The organism is Labilithrix sp. (assembly GCA_019637155.1).
Taxonomy (GTDB): Bacteria; Myxococcota_A; Polyangia; order Polyangiales; family Polyangiaceae; genus Labilithrix.
On record JAHBWE010000013.1, the window covers coordinates 23604 to 40601 of the forward strand.

The window sequence follows — 16998 nt, forward strand, 5'->3', positions numbered from 1 at the left end:
GTTCAGTTCGCGTCTTTTTCCTTCTCGGGGAGCGACACGAAGTCGGGCCACCAGGCGTCGAGCCAGGTCTCGCCGCCGACGTTCGACGGATGGACGCCGTCGCTCGCGCGCTCGATCTTCAGGGTGGTGGAGTCGACGAAGTGACACGTCCCCGCGTGGCCCTTGATGACCTCGGAGAGGAGGATGTCCGAGGTCTTCCCCGACGGCGTCGTCACCGAGGTCTTGATGCGCGGCGGCCCGATCCACCAGCACTCGCGATCGCCGATGCGCTTCACGATGCGCTCGACGCTGCCGCCGTAGCCCTCGGGGTGCGGGGAGAGCACGTCGTTCGCGCCGAGGGTGATGATGACGATGTCCGGCTTCTCGTCGCGGAGGGCGTCGCGCAGGGTCGCGCCTCGGTCGAAGCTGTTGAGCGACTCGCTCACGGTGGTGCGACGGACGAGCTTCGCGCCTTCGGGCGTGAGCTTCTTCTCGAGCGCGCGCGTGAGCCCGAAGGTGCCGCCGACCATCGAGTCGCCCGCGTGGAGGACCTTCTTGCCTTTCAGCGATCGCGCCGGCTTCGGCGCGGCGGCTTCCGCTTCGAGCGCGGCGTCCTGAACCAGCCCCGCATCGAGCTCGACGCTCGCAGCATCGGTGCCGGCATCCGCATCGGTGCCCGCCTTCTTGTCCCGATGCGTGCAGCCTGCCGCGACGATCGCTGCAAAAATGACAAAGGACCGACGCATCCGCGCCGGCCCTTATACAACACGCCCCCGCCCACGCCGCCCCCATGTGCTCGCAGCGAGAGCGAGCGCGCGGCAGAAAAACGTTCTTACGTTTTTCTGCATCGCGCGAGCGGGGTGCAGGGGCGCAGCCCCTGCGTTACTGAGCGACGTCCGCGCAGCAGCGGAAGCCGGTCGAGTAGTCGTGGTACCAGACCTCGTGCGCGTCGGTGCGGTAGCCGCAGCCGTCGCCGTTCTTCTCGACGTCGAGGTAGTAGCCGCCCTGGAAGGTGCCCGCGGGATCGTCGACCCACTCGTGGATGTTGCCGACCATGTCGTGGACGCCGTAGCCGTTGGTGCAGCCCTCGTGGGAGCCGGTCTCGGCGAGCGTGCCCGGCAGCTGGTTGAGCTGCGGGTCGTTCATGATCTTGTTCGACGAGAAGGCGGTGCCGTCGGCGATGTTCGCGGCCCAGTAGAAGCCGATCGGGCTCCGGCCGTTGTCGTTGCAGGTGCCGGGCTTGCGCTCCTTGCCGTAGCCGTACGTCTGCTTCTCGGGGCCCTTGCAGGCAGTCCGCCACTCCTGCGGCTTGCAGAGGCGCTTGCCCGACGCCTTGCAGGCGTTGGCGGCCTGGGTGCCGGAGATGTAGCCCTGCGGGTAGACGCCCTTCTGGCTGACGGCGCGGACCTTGTGTCCCTCGACGCGCATGTAGAACGGGTAGGGGCGCTCTTCGCCGCCCGGGAGCATCTCGACGAGGGAGGCTTCGTACTTGTCGACGCAGAACCGGTCGTCGATGCTCGCCATGTCGGCCGGGCAGAGGCCGTTCATCGGGGCGGGGCGGTCCTCTTCCTTGAGCTCGTCGGCCACGGTGTCGATCGCCGCGAACGCGAGGAGCGGGGCCGGCGCGTTGACGAGGATGGAATCGTCGGTCGCCGCCGGGCGTTTCCCGACGTTGTCCTGGGCGGAAGCCGTGGACGAAAGGACCCGGGCGGCGAGGGGAGAGAGCTCGCTGCGGATGACCTCCGAGCGCGAACAACCAGCCACTGCGAAGAACGCGGCAATGCCCGCTACGAAACCGCCGATAAGCCAAGCCGGGTGGTTGTTCTGCGTCACGTTGGAAACCCTTCCGGCGAGAGGAACCCCAGGGGACGACCTCCTGGGGGCCGCGTACCGAGCTACGCGTGACCATGGGAATACGCCACCCCAGGGGGGGTCGTCGACCAAAAATCGACATGACCCCCCAAAAAATGTGAGACGGCGCCGCTACTTACCCCTGGTTTGCAGAGCTGCCACACGGCGAAACTCGTTGGAGTTCAAAGGTTTAACGTCCTGTAGTTAAAGGTGAGAGAAACATGGCGCCGAGCGGGAAAAATAGCCTCCGCCTGCACGTCCGTGCGCTCCCGCGCCTCGCCCTGTCGCAAATCGACGCCAGAGAAGTCCCCTTCGCAGCTCAAGACGAGCGACTCCTGCGCAACTCGCGCAAGCGTCGCGCAAATGCTCGCGCGCTGGGCCGCGGGATGCGGCGTACGCGTGTGTTTGCGCAATTCGCGCACGTACGCGCGCAGGAGGTTGTCGCGAGCTGGATCGCGGAAGAGTCGGTGGCAGTGGCGCATTCGAGGGGGCGCGCTCCGATATGGTGGGGTTGGCGCGCGAGGGCGATGCGCGCGACACGTCGCGTAGCTGCGCAGGTCTGACGTAGATGCGGTGGCCGTGGCCTGCGCGGCGCGCGGCGGCTAGCGCGGTAGAGGGCGCGACGCGGTGGCGGTGACGCGTTCGAGCGTGCGTTGCGGCGGTGCGTGGCGCGTGCGGGGGCGGGATGCGACGACGCGTGGGCGCCGATGCGGTTCGAGGGCGCTGGTGCGTTGAGGCGTGGCGCGATGTGATGGTGCGTTCGAGGCGGGCGCGGGTGGGCGAGGTGTTTTGCGGCGGGGTGGGGTCGGGGTTGCGTGGGTTGGGGCGGATCCGGTAGCGATCCGGGGGGTGCGGCATCGGCTCTACCTTACGCCTGGGATGTTTGGGTTCGGGAAGCTTGGGACTTACGACTACTTCGCGCATGTCGCGGGGGCGCTGAAGGCGCGGTTCGAAGCGGCGGGGCTGGAGCTCGAGACCCACGTCGTCGACGTCGCGCCGACCGCGTCGATCCGGCGGCGGGCGGCGCGGCTCGCGGAGCTCGTGCACGCCACGGCCGGAAACGGCGAGGACCACCTGCACATCGTCGGGCACTCGACCGGTGGGCTCGACGCGCGGCTCGTCGCGTCGCCGTCGGCCCGGCTCCCCGTCGCTCCCGAGAAGCTCGCGTGGCTGCCTCGGCTCGCGAGCGTCACCACGATGAGCACTCCCCACTACGGGACGCCGCTCGCCAGCTTCTTCGCGACCGTCAGCGGGCAGCGGATGCTCTACGCCGTCAGCGCCCTCACGTTCATCGCCCTCTCGGTGGGGGCTCCGCCGCTCGCCGCCGCGAGCGCGCTCGTCGTCGCGCTCGGGCAGCTCGATCGCGCCGTCCTCGGGATGGAGATCGCGGTCCTCGACCGGACGACCGAGGCCCTCCTCAAAGTCCTCGAGCCCGCGACGAGCCGCGAGGTCCGCGACTTCCTCGGGGCGATCACCAAGGACCAAGGCGCGATGATCCAGCTCACGCCGGAGGCGATGGACCTCTTCCAGTCCGGCGTCGAGGACCGGCCCGGCGTCCACTATCAATGCACCGTCGCCGCCGCGCCGTCGCCGTCGGCGCGGCGCCTCGCCCGCACCATGCTGACCCCGTGGCGCGCCATCTCGTCGGCGCTCTTCACCACCCTCTACGGCATCACCTCGCGCATCGACGAGGTCCACTACCCCTGCGCCGCCGCCGACGCGGACGCGCTGCTCGAGCCGCTGTTTCGCCGCCTCCCGACCGCCGGCGCCAACGACGGCGTCGTCCCGACCCGATCGCAGATCTGGGGGAAGATCGTGTGGGCGGGGGCGGGCGACCACCTCGACATCCTCGGGCACTTCCGGCACCTCGCGCCCGTCGACCCCGCGCCGTTCTGGCGCCGCGTCTTCGCGAAGCGCCCCGATCAGGTCCACGTCGACTGGCTCACCAGCGGCTCGAACTTCGACCTCGACCAGTTCGGCCGCCTGATGGACGCCATCGCCGGCGGCATGCTCCGCTCCACAGGCTTTCCCAACCCTGGGGAAAACTGAGGATAACTCGTGGCGATCTGCCCCACGCGGCAGCCTCGCCTCAGGCGTTCATGCTGCGATTTGCGCGTAAATCGTCTCGTATCGCGCGCGCATCGCGTCCACCGTGAAGCTCGCCAGCACCCGCTCGCGCGCCCGCGCTCCCCGGCGCTCCACCTCCGCTCGATCCGCGGCCGCGCGCAAAAGGACCCGCGCGAGCGCGCTCGGCGTCCGCGCGTCCGCCAGCCAGCCGGTCTCGCCCTCGCGGACGATCTCCGGGATCCCTCCCACCGGGACCGCGATGACCGGCCGCCCCATCGCCATCCCCTCGAGCAGCGCGATGCCGAGCCCCTCCTCTCTTGCGCTCGACAGCACCGCGTCCGCGCGCGCGACGTCGCCGCGGACGTCCGCGGCGTAGCCTCGGATCCGGACCCGCGGCCCGGCCGGGCCCTCGAGGAGCGAGCGCTTCGACGCGGCCAGCGCCTCGAGCCGCGCGCGCTCCGAGCCCTCTCCGACGATGTCGAGCTCCACCTCCGGCACCCGCGCGACCGCCTCGATCGCGAGCTCGAGGCCCTTCCGCGGATCGAGGCGGCCCACCGCGACCAGCTTGAGCCGGTCGGTCGGCGTGAACGGGCGCGCCTCGAAGCGCGCCGGATCGACCCCGTTGTGGACCACGAACGTCCGCGCCTTCGCGAGCCACGGCATCCGCGCGATCGCGACGCGGCGGACGTGCTCGCTGATGAACACGATCGCCCCCGCGCGCGGGAGCGACCAGCGCGCGAACGGCCGGCACGACGGATCGTCGTAGACGCGCGTGGAGTGCTCCGTCCGGACGACGCGCACCCCGGCGCGGTCGGCCGCGCGCGTCCCGAGGACCTGCGACGCGAACGTGTGGAGGTGCACGACGCCCGCGTTCCGGCGCTCGATCACGTTCGTGAGCCAGTCGACGTCGCCGGGACCGAGCGCGCGCTTCAAGAAGGAGAGCGGGTCCTCGCGCACCGGCCCGCGGTCGTCGACGACGAGGTCCGCCTCGCGGAAGAGCCGCCGCAGCTCGTCGTTCGGCGTGAAGAGCGCGATCGAGCTCGTCCGTCGCGACGGACCCGTCATCAGGTCCACGAGCATCCGCTCCGCGCCGCCGACCTCCCCCGCCGCGACGACGTGGACGACGTGCGCGCTCACGCCGCCTCGCTCACCGTGGCCTCCGGCGCAGCGCGGAGCTCCGCCAGCCGCGCCTCGAAGCGGAACCAGAAGACGATCGCGACCGCGGTGTGCACGCACGACGTCGAGAGCGCGAGGCCCTCGAGGCCGAGGAAGCGCGAGAGCACGACGTTGCACAGCGCGTTCGTGGTCGCGTTGAAGATGCCCATCGAGATCATGATCGACCCGTTCTTCGTCGCGACGTGCGCGCGCGCCAGGACGAGGAGCGCGCCGAACGACGCGAGCCCGACGAGGTGGTACGGGAGGATGTGCGCCATCCGTAAGACGCCGGCCTCATCCATGCGGCCGTGCAGGAAGATGGCGCGGAGGAGCGGCTCGCGCACGAAATAGAGGAGCGCCGCGGCGCTGAGCAGGATCGCGCAGACGCTCACGAGCGCCCGCACCACCGTGCGCCGGATCGTGGTGAGGTCCTTGCGCGCGAAGTCCTCCGCGAGGTGGCTCATCAGCACCGGGAGCAGCGCGGCCTGGAGGAGCGAGGTCGGGAGGAGCGCGACGTCGCCGGAGTAGCGGAGCATCGTGCCGCCGCCGATGACGCCGGTGATGCCGGCCATGAGCTGGTCGACGACCGGGTTCACGCGCGTGACCGCGCCGCCGCCGACCTCCGAGGACGCGAGCTTCATGAACGTCCGGAACGCGGGCGGCCGCTCGAAGCAGAGCTCGACCTTGAGGCCGAGCGCGCGGATCGCGAACCACGCGAGCAAGGTCGCGCACACGAGCTCGCCCGCGAGCGACGCGACCGGCACGAACGCGATCCCCATCGTCCCGTGGGTGGCGGCGAGGATGCCGACGTTGAGGAGCATCCCGACGAAGCTCGCGATCGGCTGGACGAAGAACTGCCGCTCCACCACCGCGAGGGTGCTGAAGAACGTGCGCGTGCTCATCGTCACGAGGTAGAGGCAGAACGGCCCGACCATCCGCGCCGCGATCGCGAACGACGCGTCCTCGTAGCGGACGCGGAACCACGTGAGCGCCGCGCCGCCGATGACGAGCGCGAGCGCGCCGCCGAAGAGCCAGGTGTGCGCGAGGAGCGAGCCGCGGAGGCGGGGGAGCCCCTCCGGGCGCGTGACCTTCTCCTCCGCGAGGATCGGGACGAGCGCGGAGTCCTGGTGGAGCGAGAAGATGAGCGAGCCCGCGAAGCCGAACACCGCCCAGGCGAAGTAGTAGACGTCGCTCGCGTCGTTGCGCCCGAACCAGAACGCGTAGAGGAGCGGCAGGCTCGCCTCGAGCGCGCGGAAGATGACCTGCGCCGGCAGGACGAGGAGCGCCGTCTTCGCGATCGAGGGCCGCTTCGTACCTGCGCCGCTCACGCCCCCAGGATCTCCGGCACATCGCCGAGGCCGATGACCGAGATCGACTCACGCTGCGCGAAAGCGAGGAGGACACGGAGCCGATCGAGGATCGCGCGGGCGTCGTGCTCCGCGTCCGCGTACGGGCTGGCGTCCGGGATGACCTCCGTGTTGTGGAGCATCGCGTTGAGCACGACCGGCCGGCCCGGCGTCGCCCGGCGCGCCTCGCCGATCTCGTCCTCCGCGAGGCGGACGAGCGCCTCGCCGCTCGTCCACGTCGGGCGGAGCCAGCGCGGTCCGAGCTTCTTGCCGATGCCGGGGAGCAAGTTGAGGAAGCGCGGCCGGATCGTGATCGGGATCTCGAGGATGGTCGACGAGCCGGGGCGCGTCGGATCGTCGGGATCGGGACGGTACGGCTGCGTCGGCGCGTCGGCGAAGGTGAGGCCGGGGGAGCCGGCCTTCGACCAGTCGACGTTGGGCGTGACGCTCGACTCGACGCTGTAGCCGAGGTCCTCGAGGATGCGGATCGTGCGCGGCCCGATGCCGAAGCGGCCCGCGCGGAACGACACCGGCTGGTGCTGGAACGTGCGGATGAACTGATCGGTGAGGTAGGTGAGCTTCCGCTTCTCGATGTCGCCTTCGTAGTCGCGCTGGAAGTCGCGCGTGACCTCCGGCTCCCACGCGCCCGGCTCCGCGTACTCGCCGTGGAGGTGCGCGCCGAGCTCGCAGCCCGCGCCGATGTTCGTGAGCTCCTCCGCCGAGCGCGCGTCGCGGATGACCTCCGGCGACACGAGGTACGTCGGCTTCGCGCCGTACGACGCGAACAGCGGCTGCAGGCGCTCGACGATGCCGACGTGCACGCCCTCGAAGGCCATCGGTCGTTGCGACCGCCATTGCGGGCCCTTGTCACACTCCGTGTCGATCGACACGCAGAGGTAGGCCCGGCTCATCCGGCCGTCTTTAGCACGGGGTCCGCGAGACCCGGTGCGATTTGGCGTGTTTGCGGCCCGCGGCCAGGTGCTGTAACGGGTCGCGTTGTCCCATGCCCCGCAAGGTGCGCGTCCTGTTCATCAACGACACCGCGCGGAACGGCGGGCCGGGGCGCAGCCTCTTCTACATCCTTCGCTTCCTCGACCCGGAGGTCGTCCACCGCTCGGTGGTGCTCCCGCGCGCCGGCGTCATCAGCGAGCTCTACGAGACCCACCGCGTCACGGAGGAGCTGCTCTTCGAGCCGGACCTGGTCGAGAACCCGATCGAGCCCGCCGATCGGCCGATGGCGCGCGACGACTTCGACGCGCCGGTCGCGACGCGCGCGATGCGGGCGGGGGTCAACGTCGTCCGCGCCGGACGCGCGCTCGCGCGGCTGACCAAGCTCCTCCGGCAGGGGCCGCGCGGCGAGGGCCGCTACGACCTCGTCTACTGCAACGGGACGAACGCCGACTTCGCGGGCGGCCTCCTCGCCAAGGCGAGCGGCGTCCCCGCGCTCTGGCACGTCCGGTACACGTCGCTCCCCGGCGCGGTGCGCGGGCTCCACGATCGCCTCGCGGTGAGCCGCGGCGTGCGCCGCATCGTCTGCGTGTCCAACGCGTCGGCGCAGCTCTTCCCGCACTGCGCGGAGAAGGTGCGGGTCATCCACAACGCGCTCGACACCGAGGAGTTCGACGTCCGCGGCATCACGCCGACGCTGCGGCGCGAGCTCGGCCTCCCGCCCGACGCCGTGATCTTCGGGAGCGTGGGCCGCATCCTCCCGCGGAAGGGCTACGTGGAGATGATCCGCGCGGCGCGGACGGCGCTCGACGCGATGAACGAGGACGAAGAGCGGCGCGCGTTCTTCACCGTGCTCGGCGACACGCCGGAGGACATCCGTCCCGACCACCTCGCGGAGTGCCGCGCGCTCGTCCGCGAGCTCAGGCTCGAGCACAAGTTCAAGTTCCTCGGCTTCGTCGCGAACGTGAAGCCCATCGCCGCGGACTTCGACGTCGCCGTCGTCCCGAGCGTCTACGCCGATCCGCTGCCGCGCGCCGTCATCGAGGCGAGCGCGCTCGGCAAGCCCGTCGTCGCGTTCGACGTCGGCGGCGTGTCGGAGATGCTCGCGGACGGCGTCACCGGCGCGCTCGTCCCGCCCGGCGACGTGCGCGCGCTCGCGGAGCAGATGCTCCGCTACCTCCGCGATCCGGACCTCCGCCTCGCGCAAGGTCGCGCCGCGCGGGCGCGCGTCGAAGAGCACTTCGACGGGGCGAAGCAGGCGAAGCGCATCCAGGCGCAGATCCTGGAGGCGGCGGGAGCGATGGCATGAGCGAGCACCCGGAGGTCTCGGGCCCGCGCGGCCCGCTCCGTCGCGCGGTCGAGGCCCTCGTCGCGTTGGCCGTCGCGCGGCCGTGGCTCGTGATCGTCCTCTCCCTCGTCGCGATCGGCTGCGCGCAGCTCTACATCCGCTCCCGCCTCGAGCTCAGGTCCGACTTCCTCGAGCTCTTGCCGCGCGACTCTCCCGGCTTCGTCTCGTTCGAGCAGCAGCTCCACCGCGTCGGCGGCGCGGCCACGCTCTACGTCATCGTGGAGTCGCCCGACCGCGCGGCGAACGAAAAATTCATCGACGACCTCGCCGCCGAGGTGAAGAAGATCGAGCCCGACCTGGTCTCCTACGTCGAGGACGGCTCGAAGGAGGTCCGCGCCTATTTCCAGGCCAACAAGTGGCTCTACGCCGATCTCGCCGACCTCGAGAAGGCCGACCAGAAGCTCGACAACCAGATCGCCATAAAGAGCGGAATGGTTGAAAATCTCGAAGGCGATGAAATCCAACCGAAGGCGTCCGACGCGGGCGCCGAGCGCGCGCTCGGGATGGACGACTACAAGGCGCGCTGGGACCAGCAGGCGAACAAACACGACGACTTCCCGACCGGCTACTTCGCGACGAAGGACGGCCGCATGCTCGGCATCCGCATCGTCTCGCCGTCGACCGGCACCGGCGATCGCGGCGGCGACGTGCTCCTCGAGCGGGTGAAGGCGATCGTCGAGGACCTCGACCTCCCCGCGCGGCATCCCGAGATGAAGGTCGGCTACGCCGGCGACATCCCGAACGCGATCGCGGAGAAGCAGTCGATCGTGACGGAGGCCGCGACCGCGACCGCGATCGCGACGATCGTGATCCTGATCGGCATCTTCACGTTCTTCCGCTCGTTCTCGGCGGTGTTCGTGATGCTCCTGCCCGCCGCGCTCGGCGTCGCGTGCGCGTATTCGTTCGCGACCGCGACGTTCGGCTACGTGAACACGTCGGGCGCGTTCCTCGGCGCGATCATCTTCGGCAACGGCATCAACTACCCGATCGTCCTCTTGAACCGCTACCGCGAGTTCACCGCGCGCGGGATGACGCCCGACGTCGCGAAGAAGGCGGCGGTGTGGAACGCGTTCCGCGCGGAGCTCGTCGGCGCGAGCGTCGCCGGCATCGCCTACGGCTCGCTCGTCATCACGCGGTTCCGCGGCTTCAGCCAGTTCGGCATGATCGGCTTCGTCGGGATGCTCCTCGTCTGGCTCTCGATCATCCCGCTCGTCCCCGCGACGGTGACGGTCTTCGAGCGCCTCCGCGCGAAGCCGTGGTACCGGCCCGTCGCGCGCCTCCGCGAGGCGATCTTCGGCGCCCCCGTCATCCGGCACCTCTTCCCGGAGGTGAAGAGCGACGGCTCGCGCGGAGAGGTCGTCAACACCATCGCGCGGATCACGGAGCGCTACCCGCGCGTCATCCTCGCCGGGGCCGCGCTCGTCACGCTCGCGGCGCTCGTGAAGATCCCGGGCTTCCTCGCCGATCCGTGGGAGTACAACTTCGCGCACCTCGGCTCGAAGGCGTCGAAGACGGGCGGGGCGGGGGAGTGGTCGGTGAAGGCGGAGAGCGTCTTCGGCGGCAAGATGAACGTCGCCGGCGCGCTGATGCTCGCCGACAAGCCCGAGCAGACGCCGGCGGTGAAGAAGCAGATGCTCGCGAACGACGCCGCCGACGAGGAAGGCAGGCTCATCGCCGACATCGCGACGGTGTACGATCTGCTCCCCGGACCGCCGGAGGAGCAGCAGAAGAAGCTCGAGGTGCTCGAGCGCATCCGCGACCGCCTCACCCCGCGCGTGATGCACGAGATGAAGGAGGACGAGCGGAAGACGCTCGACGAGCTGAAGCCGCCGGAGGACCTGAAGGTGCTGGAGGCGAAGGACCTCCCCTCCCTCATCCGGCGCCGCTTCGAGGAGCGCGACGGCACGCTCGGCACCGTCCTCTACGTGAAGACGGGGAGCGACGTCTCGCGCTCGAACGGCAAGAACATGCTCCGCCTCGCGAAGACGACGGACAACGTGCAGCTCCCGGACGGCACGATCGTGCACACCGCGAGCCGCTCGACCGTGTTCGCGGAGATGATCCGCTCGATGGAGCGCGACGGCCCGCTCGCGACCGGCGCGTCGCTCATCGCGGTGTCGATCGTCGTCCTCCTCGCGACCTCGAGCCTCCGCGGCTTCGCCTCCGTCATGATCTCGCTCGTCCTCGCGGTCGTGTGGATGGTCGGCCTCGCGGCGTGGTTGGGGTGGCGGCTCAACTTCCTGAACTTCATCGCGCTGCCGATCACCTTCGGCATCGGCTGCGAGTACCCGTTCAACATCTTCGATCGATCGCGCCTCCTGAAGGGCGACATCACGCTCGCGCTGAAGCGGAGCGGCGGCGCGGTCGCGCTCTGCAGCTTCACGACGACGATCGGCTACGGCTCGCTCGTCTTCGCCGACAACCAGGCGCTCCAGTCGTTCGGTCACCTCGCGATGAGCGGCGAGGTCCTCGCGATCGGCGCGGCGCTCTTCGTGCTGCCGAGCATCCTCCACGTGTGGCGCGCGCGCGCGCGGGCCTAACGGCAGCCGGCGGGCGGGACCGGGATCTTCTGGTCGTAGGCCTTGAAGCGGACGAACGTGGGCTGCTGCTCGGCGCCGAGCGCGGCGTAGGCCGGGTAGTAGACGTATTGCCCGTCGAACACCGCGCCCCAGTAGCGGGTCGAGGGGATCGCGAGCGCGGCGCCGACGACGATGTCCCACGACGCGGGGTCGGCGAGGCCGCCCTGCGTGTCGAAGCGCGTGAAGATCGTGTTCTGGGTGCCGACCGGGTACGGCGCGAGGTAGAGGAAGCGGCCGTCGTAGGCGCCGCCGATGAAGCCGCGCGTGAGCGGGTTCTTCACGTTCGTCGGCTGCGACTCCCACCCCGCGTCGAGCGCGCCCGTGTGCGGGCGGCGGAGGAGCTTCACCGGCGCGGACGCGTCCTTGGTGTTGTACTGCGTGAAGTAGAGGTGCTGCGCGGTCGCGATCGTCCCGTGGACGTACGCGAACTCCTCGCCGAGCGCCGCGACGTCGAAGGCCTCCCACGAGGTCTCCGCCCCGATCGGCTTCGTCTGATCCCAGCGCGCGAGGCACGCCGTCGCCGCGCTCGCGGACGGGCCGAGGTACGTCTGCGTGCCGATGCAGGCGCCCTCGGCCGTCGCCGCGCACTCGAAGGCGGCGGCGTCGGGCGTCCCCACCGTCCAGCCGGCGTCGAACGACTCGTCCTTGTGCGTGAGCGGGACGAGGGCGGTGCTGTTCGTGTAGACGGTGCCGCCGCCGTTGAGTGGGAGCGCGGTGTTGTAGTTGACCGCGCCGGCGTTGAGCGTGGTCGCGTTGAAGGTCTGCCACGAGCTCCCGAAGCTGAAGTCGTTCGGGTTGAGGCGCGTGTCGTAGCGGAGGAAGACGCCGTCCTGGTACCCCGCGACGACGAGCCAGGGCCCGTCCATGATCGCGGCGAGGTGCGGGCCGGCGGTGCCGCCGATCGCGGTCTCGGGATCGAACGCGAGCCACGCGCTCGGCTCGTCGAACGTCGCGGCGGTCGTGTCGTAGCGGAGGATGCGGGAGCCCGTCAGCCCGGCGTCGGGGCCGTCGAAGTCGGCGGCGCGGAGGAAATAGACGAAGCGCCCGTCGAAGGGGCCGGCGAGGTAGCTGCCGCCGTTGCCGGCGTAGGTCGACCAGCGCGTGGGGTCGTCGAGGCGGCCGGGCAGGTTCGGCTCCGCGGCGTCGGGCGCCTCGGCCTCCGGCCCGCTGTCGCTGCTCGGCGCGGGCTCGTCGTAGCCGGGCGGATCGAGGCCCAGGACCACGCTGCAACCCGCGAGGACCAGGATCCCCAGAAAGCCGAAGGCCCTCCGCCGCATGTCCTCAAAGACTACCCGAACCCGCGCGTGGTCGATATCGTTTCCAAAGGCCTGAATGCAGCCCGAGTTGCACCAGCCGCTGCTCTCGAAAGGGGACCTCGTCGCGGGTCGCTATCGGGTCGAGCGCGTGATCGGCGCGGGTGGGATGGGTCAGGTCGTCGCGGCGCGCCACGTCGAGCTCGGGAACCTGTTCGCGATCAAGGTCCTCCGCCCGTCCGAGGACCACGCCGTCGCGGTCCGCTTCATGCGCGAGGCCCAGGCGGTCGCGCATCTGAGGAACGACCATGTCGTCCGCGTGCACGACGTGGGGCAGATGGCCAACGGGCTGCCGTACATCGTGATGGAGCACCTCGACGGGCAGGACCTCGGCGCGCTCCTCGCGGCGCGCGGCCCGCTCGCGATCGACGAGGCGGTCGGCGCGATCCTCGAGGCGTGCGAGGGGCTCGCGGAGGCGCACGCGCTCGGGATCGTGCATCGAGACCTGAAGCCGCAGAACCTCTTCCTCGCGCGGAAGTCGACCGCCGGCGACGCGATCGTCAAAGTCGTGGATTTCGGGCTCGCGAAGAGCATCACCCAGGGCAACGGCCACGGCCTCTACGCGAAGGCGACGCTGCAGGGGGAGATCGTCGGGACCGGCGGCTACATGGCGCCGGAGCAGATGAACGGGGAGGCGACGCCGCGCTCGGACGTGTGGGCGCTCGGCGTGACGCTCTACCGCCTGCTCACCGGCAAGCACCCCTTCGCGGGGAAGAACGCGGTCGAGCTCTCGGTCGCCGCGCTCACCGCCGACTTCCGCCCGACCTCGCTCTTCCGCCCCGACGTCCCGCCGGCGATCGAGGCCGTGATCGCGCGGTGCCTCCGGAAGATGCCGGAGGAGCGCTACCCGGACGCGCGCGCGCTCGGCGACGCGCTCCTCGCCGCGTTCGGCGTCGATCCGGTGCCCGAGAGCCGGTCGTCCGCGTCGCTCACGCGCGGGGCGCCGCGCTCGGCCGCGGCGTTCGTGCGGCGCGACGACGAGACGGCCACGATCGTCGTGAACCCGAGCCGGCTCGCGGCCCAGTCCGTCGACACGACGGCGGCGTTCACGACGTCGGAGCAAGGCCTCGGCCGGCTCGATCGTCGTTCGCGCTTGATGCTCTTGTGGAGCGGGATCGCGCTGACCTCGGCGGTGCTCTTCCTCATCACCGCGGTCTGGTGGCGGCGAAGCGCGACGGAGGCCCATCGCGAGAACGACCTCGCCGCGCAGACGCCGCCGCCTTTGCCGGCGCCCGCGCCTCCACCACCTCCTCCGCCTCCGCCTCCGCCGGCGCCGGTCGAGACGGTCACCGCGCCGCCGGAGCCCGAGCCTCCGCCGGCCGAGAGCGTCGCGGTCGCCCCGCCCCCGGAGCCGCCGCCCCCGGAGCCGCCGCCTCCGGAGCCGCCGCCTCCTCCGCCCGCGGTCGATCCGGTGCCGGCGACCGAGGCCGCTCCCGTTCAGCCGAAGAAGCCGCCGCCGAAGAAGAAGGTCCTCTATGAAACGCCTTAGCGTCGCGCTCGCCGCGCTCCTCTGGACGTCCGTCGCCGCCGCGCAGGAGCCGCCGCCCGCCGAGCCCTACATCGCGAAGTTCAACGAAGGCCGCGCGCTCGTGAAGGCGAACAACTACGCGGAGGCGGTCGACAAGTTCAAGGAGAGCGTCGCGCTGAAGCCCGCGTCGGGCACGTACTTGAACCTCGGCGACTGCTACGAGCACCTCGGTCGCTACGCGTCCGCGATGGAGGCGTTCGAGAAGGCGCTCGAGCTCGCGGCGGACAACAACCAGCCCGATCGCGAGAAGGAGGCGTCCGACCGCGCGGGCAAGCTCCAGCCGATGGTCTCGAGCATCACCGTGACGTCGGCGGTGAAGGACGCGAAGGTGACGGTCGACGGCGCGCCCGCGACGCTCGGGCAGGCGTTCTCGGTCGACGGCGGCCTCCACGTCGTGCACGTCGAGCTGAGCTGCAAGCGGCCGAAGGACATCCCGGTCACCGTCGCGATGAAGTCGGACACCCAGACCGTCGCGATCGATCCGGCGACGCTCGACCCCGATCCTTCGTGCGCGAGCCAGCCTCCGTCGCGGGAGGGGATGAGCAGGCCGCGGTTCTTCTCGTACGTGATGGGAGGCGCCGCGGTCTTGTCGCTCGGCATCGGCGTCGCGATGGGGATCGTCGCGTCGAGCCGCCAGGACGACCTCGAAGGCCTCTGCGCGAGCTACCCCACCGGCTGCGCCCCGGCGCGCAAAGCTCAGATCGACGAGAAGTACGACCAAGCGTCGAGCGCGGCGACGGCCTCCACCGTCGCCTTCATCGCCGCGGTCGCGTTCCTCGGCGCGGGGATCGGCCTCTACGTCTTCTCTCCCGAGTGGCAGTCCAAGAAGGCGGGCTGGGCCCCGGGTCGCTTCACGTTCTAGTCGGCCATCGGCGGCGGGGCGTTCGACTGGAGGGTGCGGGAGCCGGCCTCCTCGATCGCCTCGGAGCGGCGCGGGCGGCGGCTGCACTGGAGGATCTGCTTGCGGACGCGGACCGCGTCGGGCGTGACCTCGACGAGCTCGTCGGCGTCGATCCACTCCATCGCGGTCTCGATCGTGAGGATGCGCGGGACCGCGAGCATGACGTTCTCGTCCTTGCCGTGGTTTCTGACGTTGGTCTGCTTCTTCTCTTTGCGGAAGTTCACGTCGGCGTCGGCGGGGCGGTTGTGCTCGCCCACGATCATGCCCTCGTAGACCTCGGCGCCGGGGTGGAGGAAGAACTCGCCGCGCGCCTGGAGGTGGTTCATCGCGTACGGGGTCGCGACGCCCTGTCCGTCGGAGACGAGCGCGCCGAGCTGGCGCTTCGCCATCATGCCGCCCCACGGCTCCCAGCCGTCGAAGAACGTCGTGAGGAGGCCGGTGCCGCGCGTGGAGGTCAGGAACTCGCCGCGGAAGCCGATGAGACCGCGCGACGGGATGCGGAACTCGAGGCGCGTGCGGCCGTGGCCGTGGCCGTTCATCTTCATCATGCGGCCGCGCCGGTTCGAGAGGCGCTCGGTGACGGTGCCGATGTACTGGTCCGGCACGTCGATGACGGCCATCTCGTAGGGCTCGTGCGGCTGGCCGTCGATCTCCTTCGTGACGACCTCGGGGTTGCCGAGCTGCACCTCGTAGCCTTCACGGCGCATCGTCTCGACGAGGACGCCGAGCTGGAGCTCGCCGCGGCCGAGGACGGTGAACGTGTCGGGCGACTCCGTGTCCTCGAACTTGATCGCGAGGTTCTTGCGCGTCTCGCGGACGAGGCGCTCGCGGAGCTGCCGGCTCGTGAGGAACTTCGACGCCTTGCACTTGCCGGCGAACGGCGACGTGTTGACGCCGACGCGCATCTTGATCGTGGGCTGCTCGACCGTGATGCGCGGGAGCGCGCGGCCCTCCCAGCCTTCGGAGAGGTCCGTGATCGTGTCGCCGACGTCGATGTCCTCGATCCCGGCGATGGCGATGATCTCGCCCGCCTGCGCCTCCTGCGTGACGGTGCGCTTCAGCCCCTCGAACGTGTTCAGGACCTTGATCGCGGCCCGGTTCTTCGCGTTCTCCTTGAGGACGCCGACCTGCTGGTTCGCCTTGATCGTGCCCTGCGAGACGCGGCCGATCGCGAGGCGACCGATGTAGTCGTCGTGATCGATGTTGTTGATGACGATCTGGAGCGGCGCGCTCGCGTCGCCCTTCGGTGCCGGCACCTTCTCGAGGATCGTCTCGAAGAGCGGCTGGAGGTTGACCTTCGGGTCGTCGAGCTTGCGCATCGCGTGGCCGTCACGGCCGACCGCGTAGAGGACGGGGAAGTCGGTCTGGGCGTCGGAGGCCTCGAGGTCGACGAAGAGATCGAAGACCTCGTTCAACACGTCGTCGGGGCGCGCGTCGCCGCGGTCGATCTTGTTGATGACGACGATGACGGGGAAGCCCAGCGCGAGCGCCTTCGTGAGGACGAAGCGCGTCTGGGGGAGCGGCCCCTCCGCCGCGTCGACGAGGAGGATGGCGGCGTCGGCCATCATCAGCGTGCGCTCGACCTCGCCGCCGAAGTCGGAGTGGCCTGGCGTGTCGACGACGTTGATCTTCACGACCTCGCCGGACGGCGCCTTCCAGCGGACGCTCGTGTTCTTCGCGAGGATCGTGATGCCGCGTTCGCGCTCGAGGTCGTTCGAGTCCATCACGCGGTCGGCGACGGCCTCGTTCTCGCGGAACGTGCCGGCTTGTTTGAGCATATGGTCGACGAGCGTGGTCTTGCCGTGGTCGACGTGAGCGACGATCGCCACGTTACGAAGCTGCATGATGGGCCGTGGTTCGTAGTCGCAGGGCCGAGCCGAAGCAAGCGGAGCTGTTGGGATTAACCTCGGATCGCCGTGGAAGAAGAGCGCGACCTTGCGTGTCAGATGCCCGCGATCCATACCGCTGTCCCAACCCGCTCGC

12 protein-coding genes are annotated in these 16998 nt (G+C 70.3%); 5 read left to right on the plus strand and 7 right to left on the minus strand.

Features of this window, described 5'->3' with window-relative positions:
• Positions 1–2 precede the first annotated feature (2 nt).
• Together KF837_26485 and KF837_26490 are read right to left on the minus strand one after the other, a co-directional pair.
• Entirely contained in the window at positions 3–725 is a 723-nt protein-coding gene (locus tag KF837_26485; GenBank protein MBX3230896.1) for an SGNH/GDSL hydrolase family protein, read from the minus strand.
• Between the two features lie 136 nt (positions 726–861).
• The gene (locus KF837_26490) at positions 862–1743 is read right to left on the minus strand and encodes an SUMF1/EgtB/PvdO family nonheme iron enzyme (protein ID MBX3230897.1); all 882 of its coding nucleotides are present in this window, start codon (positions 1741–1743) and stop codon (positions 862–864) included.
• A gap of 966 nt (positions 1744–2709) precedes the next feature.
• Between KF837_26490 and KF837_26495 the strand changes: the two genes are divergently transcribed.
• Positions 2710–3879: a hypothetical protein gene (locus KF837_26495; protein MBX3230898.1), complete on the plus strand. Its 1170-nt coding sequence runs from the start codon at positions 2710–2712 to the stop codon at positions 3877–3879.
• A 48-nt stretch (positions 3880–3927) separates the two neighbouring features.
• Here the strand turns inward: KF837_26495 and KF837_26500 are convergent, their stop codons facing one another.
• From KF837_26500 to KF837_26510, 3 genes are read right to left on the minus strand one after another with little or no spacing between them, the layout of a single operon-like run.
• Positions 3928–5034, minus strand: a complete 1107-nt coding sequence (locus KF837_26500) for a glycosyltransferase (protein MBX3230899.1) — start codon at positions 5032–5034, stop codon at positions 3928–3930.
• A complete protein-coding gene (locus KF837_26505) occupies positions 5031–6380 on the minus strand; it encodes a hypothetical protein (GenBank protein ID MBX3230900.1) in 1350 nt (449 codons plus the stop codon). Before KF837_26505 ends, KF837_26500 begins: the two co-directional genes overlap by 4 nt.
• Positions 6377–7309 carry a hypothetical protein gene (locus KF837_26510; protein ID MBX3230901.1) on the minus strand — a complete coding sequence of 311 codons (933 nt, stop codon included), beginning with the start codon at positions 7307–7309 and terminating at the stop codon, positions 6377–6379. Before KF837_26510 ends, KF837_26505 begins: the two co-directional genes overlap by 4 nt.
• Before the next feature lie 92 nt (positions 7310–7401).
• On the opposite strand from KF837_26510, the gene KF837_26515 reads away from it, so the two are divergent.
• Together KF837_26515 and KF837_26520 are read left to right on the plus strand one after the other, a co-directional pair.
• Entirely contained in the window at positions 7402–8655 is a 1254-nt protein-coding gene (locus KF837_26515) for a glycosyltransferase (protein ID MBX3230902.1), read from the plus strand.
• Positions 8652–11234, plus strand: a complete 2583-nt coding sequence (locus tag KF837_26520; GenBank protein ID MBX3230903.1) for an MMPL family transporter — start codon at positions 8652–8654, stop codon at positions 11232–11234. Before KF837_26515 ends, KF837_26520 begins: the two co-directional genes overlap by 4 nt.
• On the opposite strand, the gene KF837_26525 is transcribed toward KF837_26520, so the two are convergent.
• On the minus strand, positions 11231–12550 hold the full coding sequence (locus KF837_26525; protein MBX3230904.1) for a hypothetical protein: 1320 nt from the start codon (positions 12548–12550) through the stop codon (positions 11231–11233). The two genes, KF837_26520 and KF837_26525, sit on opposite strands and share 4 nt — an antisense overlap.
• A gap of 55 nt (positions 12551–12605) precedes the next feature.
• Between KF837_26525 and KF837_26530 the strand changes: the two genes are divergently transcribed.
• Both KF837_26530 and KF837_26535 read left to right on the plus strand, forming a co-directional pair.
• The gene (locus KF837_26530) at positions 12606–14075 is read left to right on the plus strand and encodes a serine/threonine protein kinase (GenBank protein MBX3230905.1); all 1470 of its coding nucleotides are present in this window, start codon (positions 12606–12608) and stop codon (positions 14073–14075) included.
• Entirely contained in the window at positions 14062–14976 is a 915-nt protein-coding gene (locus KF837_26535; protein MBX3230906.1) for a tetratricopeptide repeat protein, read from the plus strand. Before KF837_26530 ends, KF837_26535 begins: the two co-directional genes overlap by 14 nt.
• Here KF837_26535 and typA read toward each other — a convergent pair.
• Entirely contained in the window at positions 14973–16859 is a 1887-nt protein-coding gene (gene typA / locus KF837_26540) for a translational GTPase TypA (GenBank protein MBX3230907.1), read from the minus strand. The two genes, KF837_26535 and typA, sit on opposite strands and share 4 nt — an antisense overlap.
• Between the last annotated feature and the right edge of the window lie 139 nt (positions 16860–16998).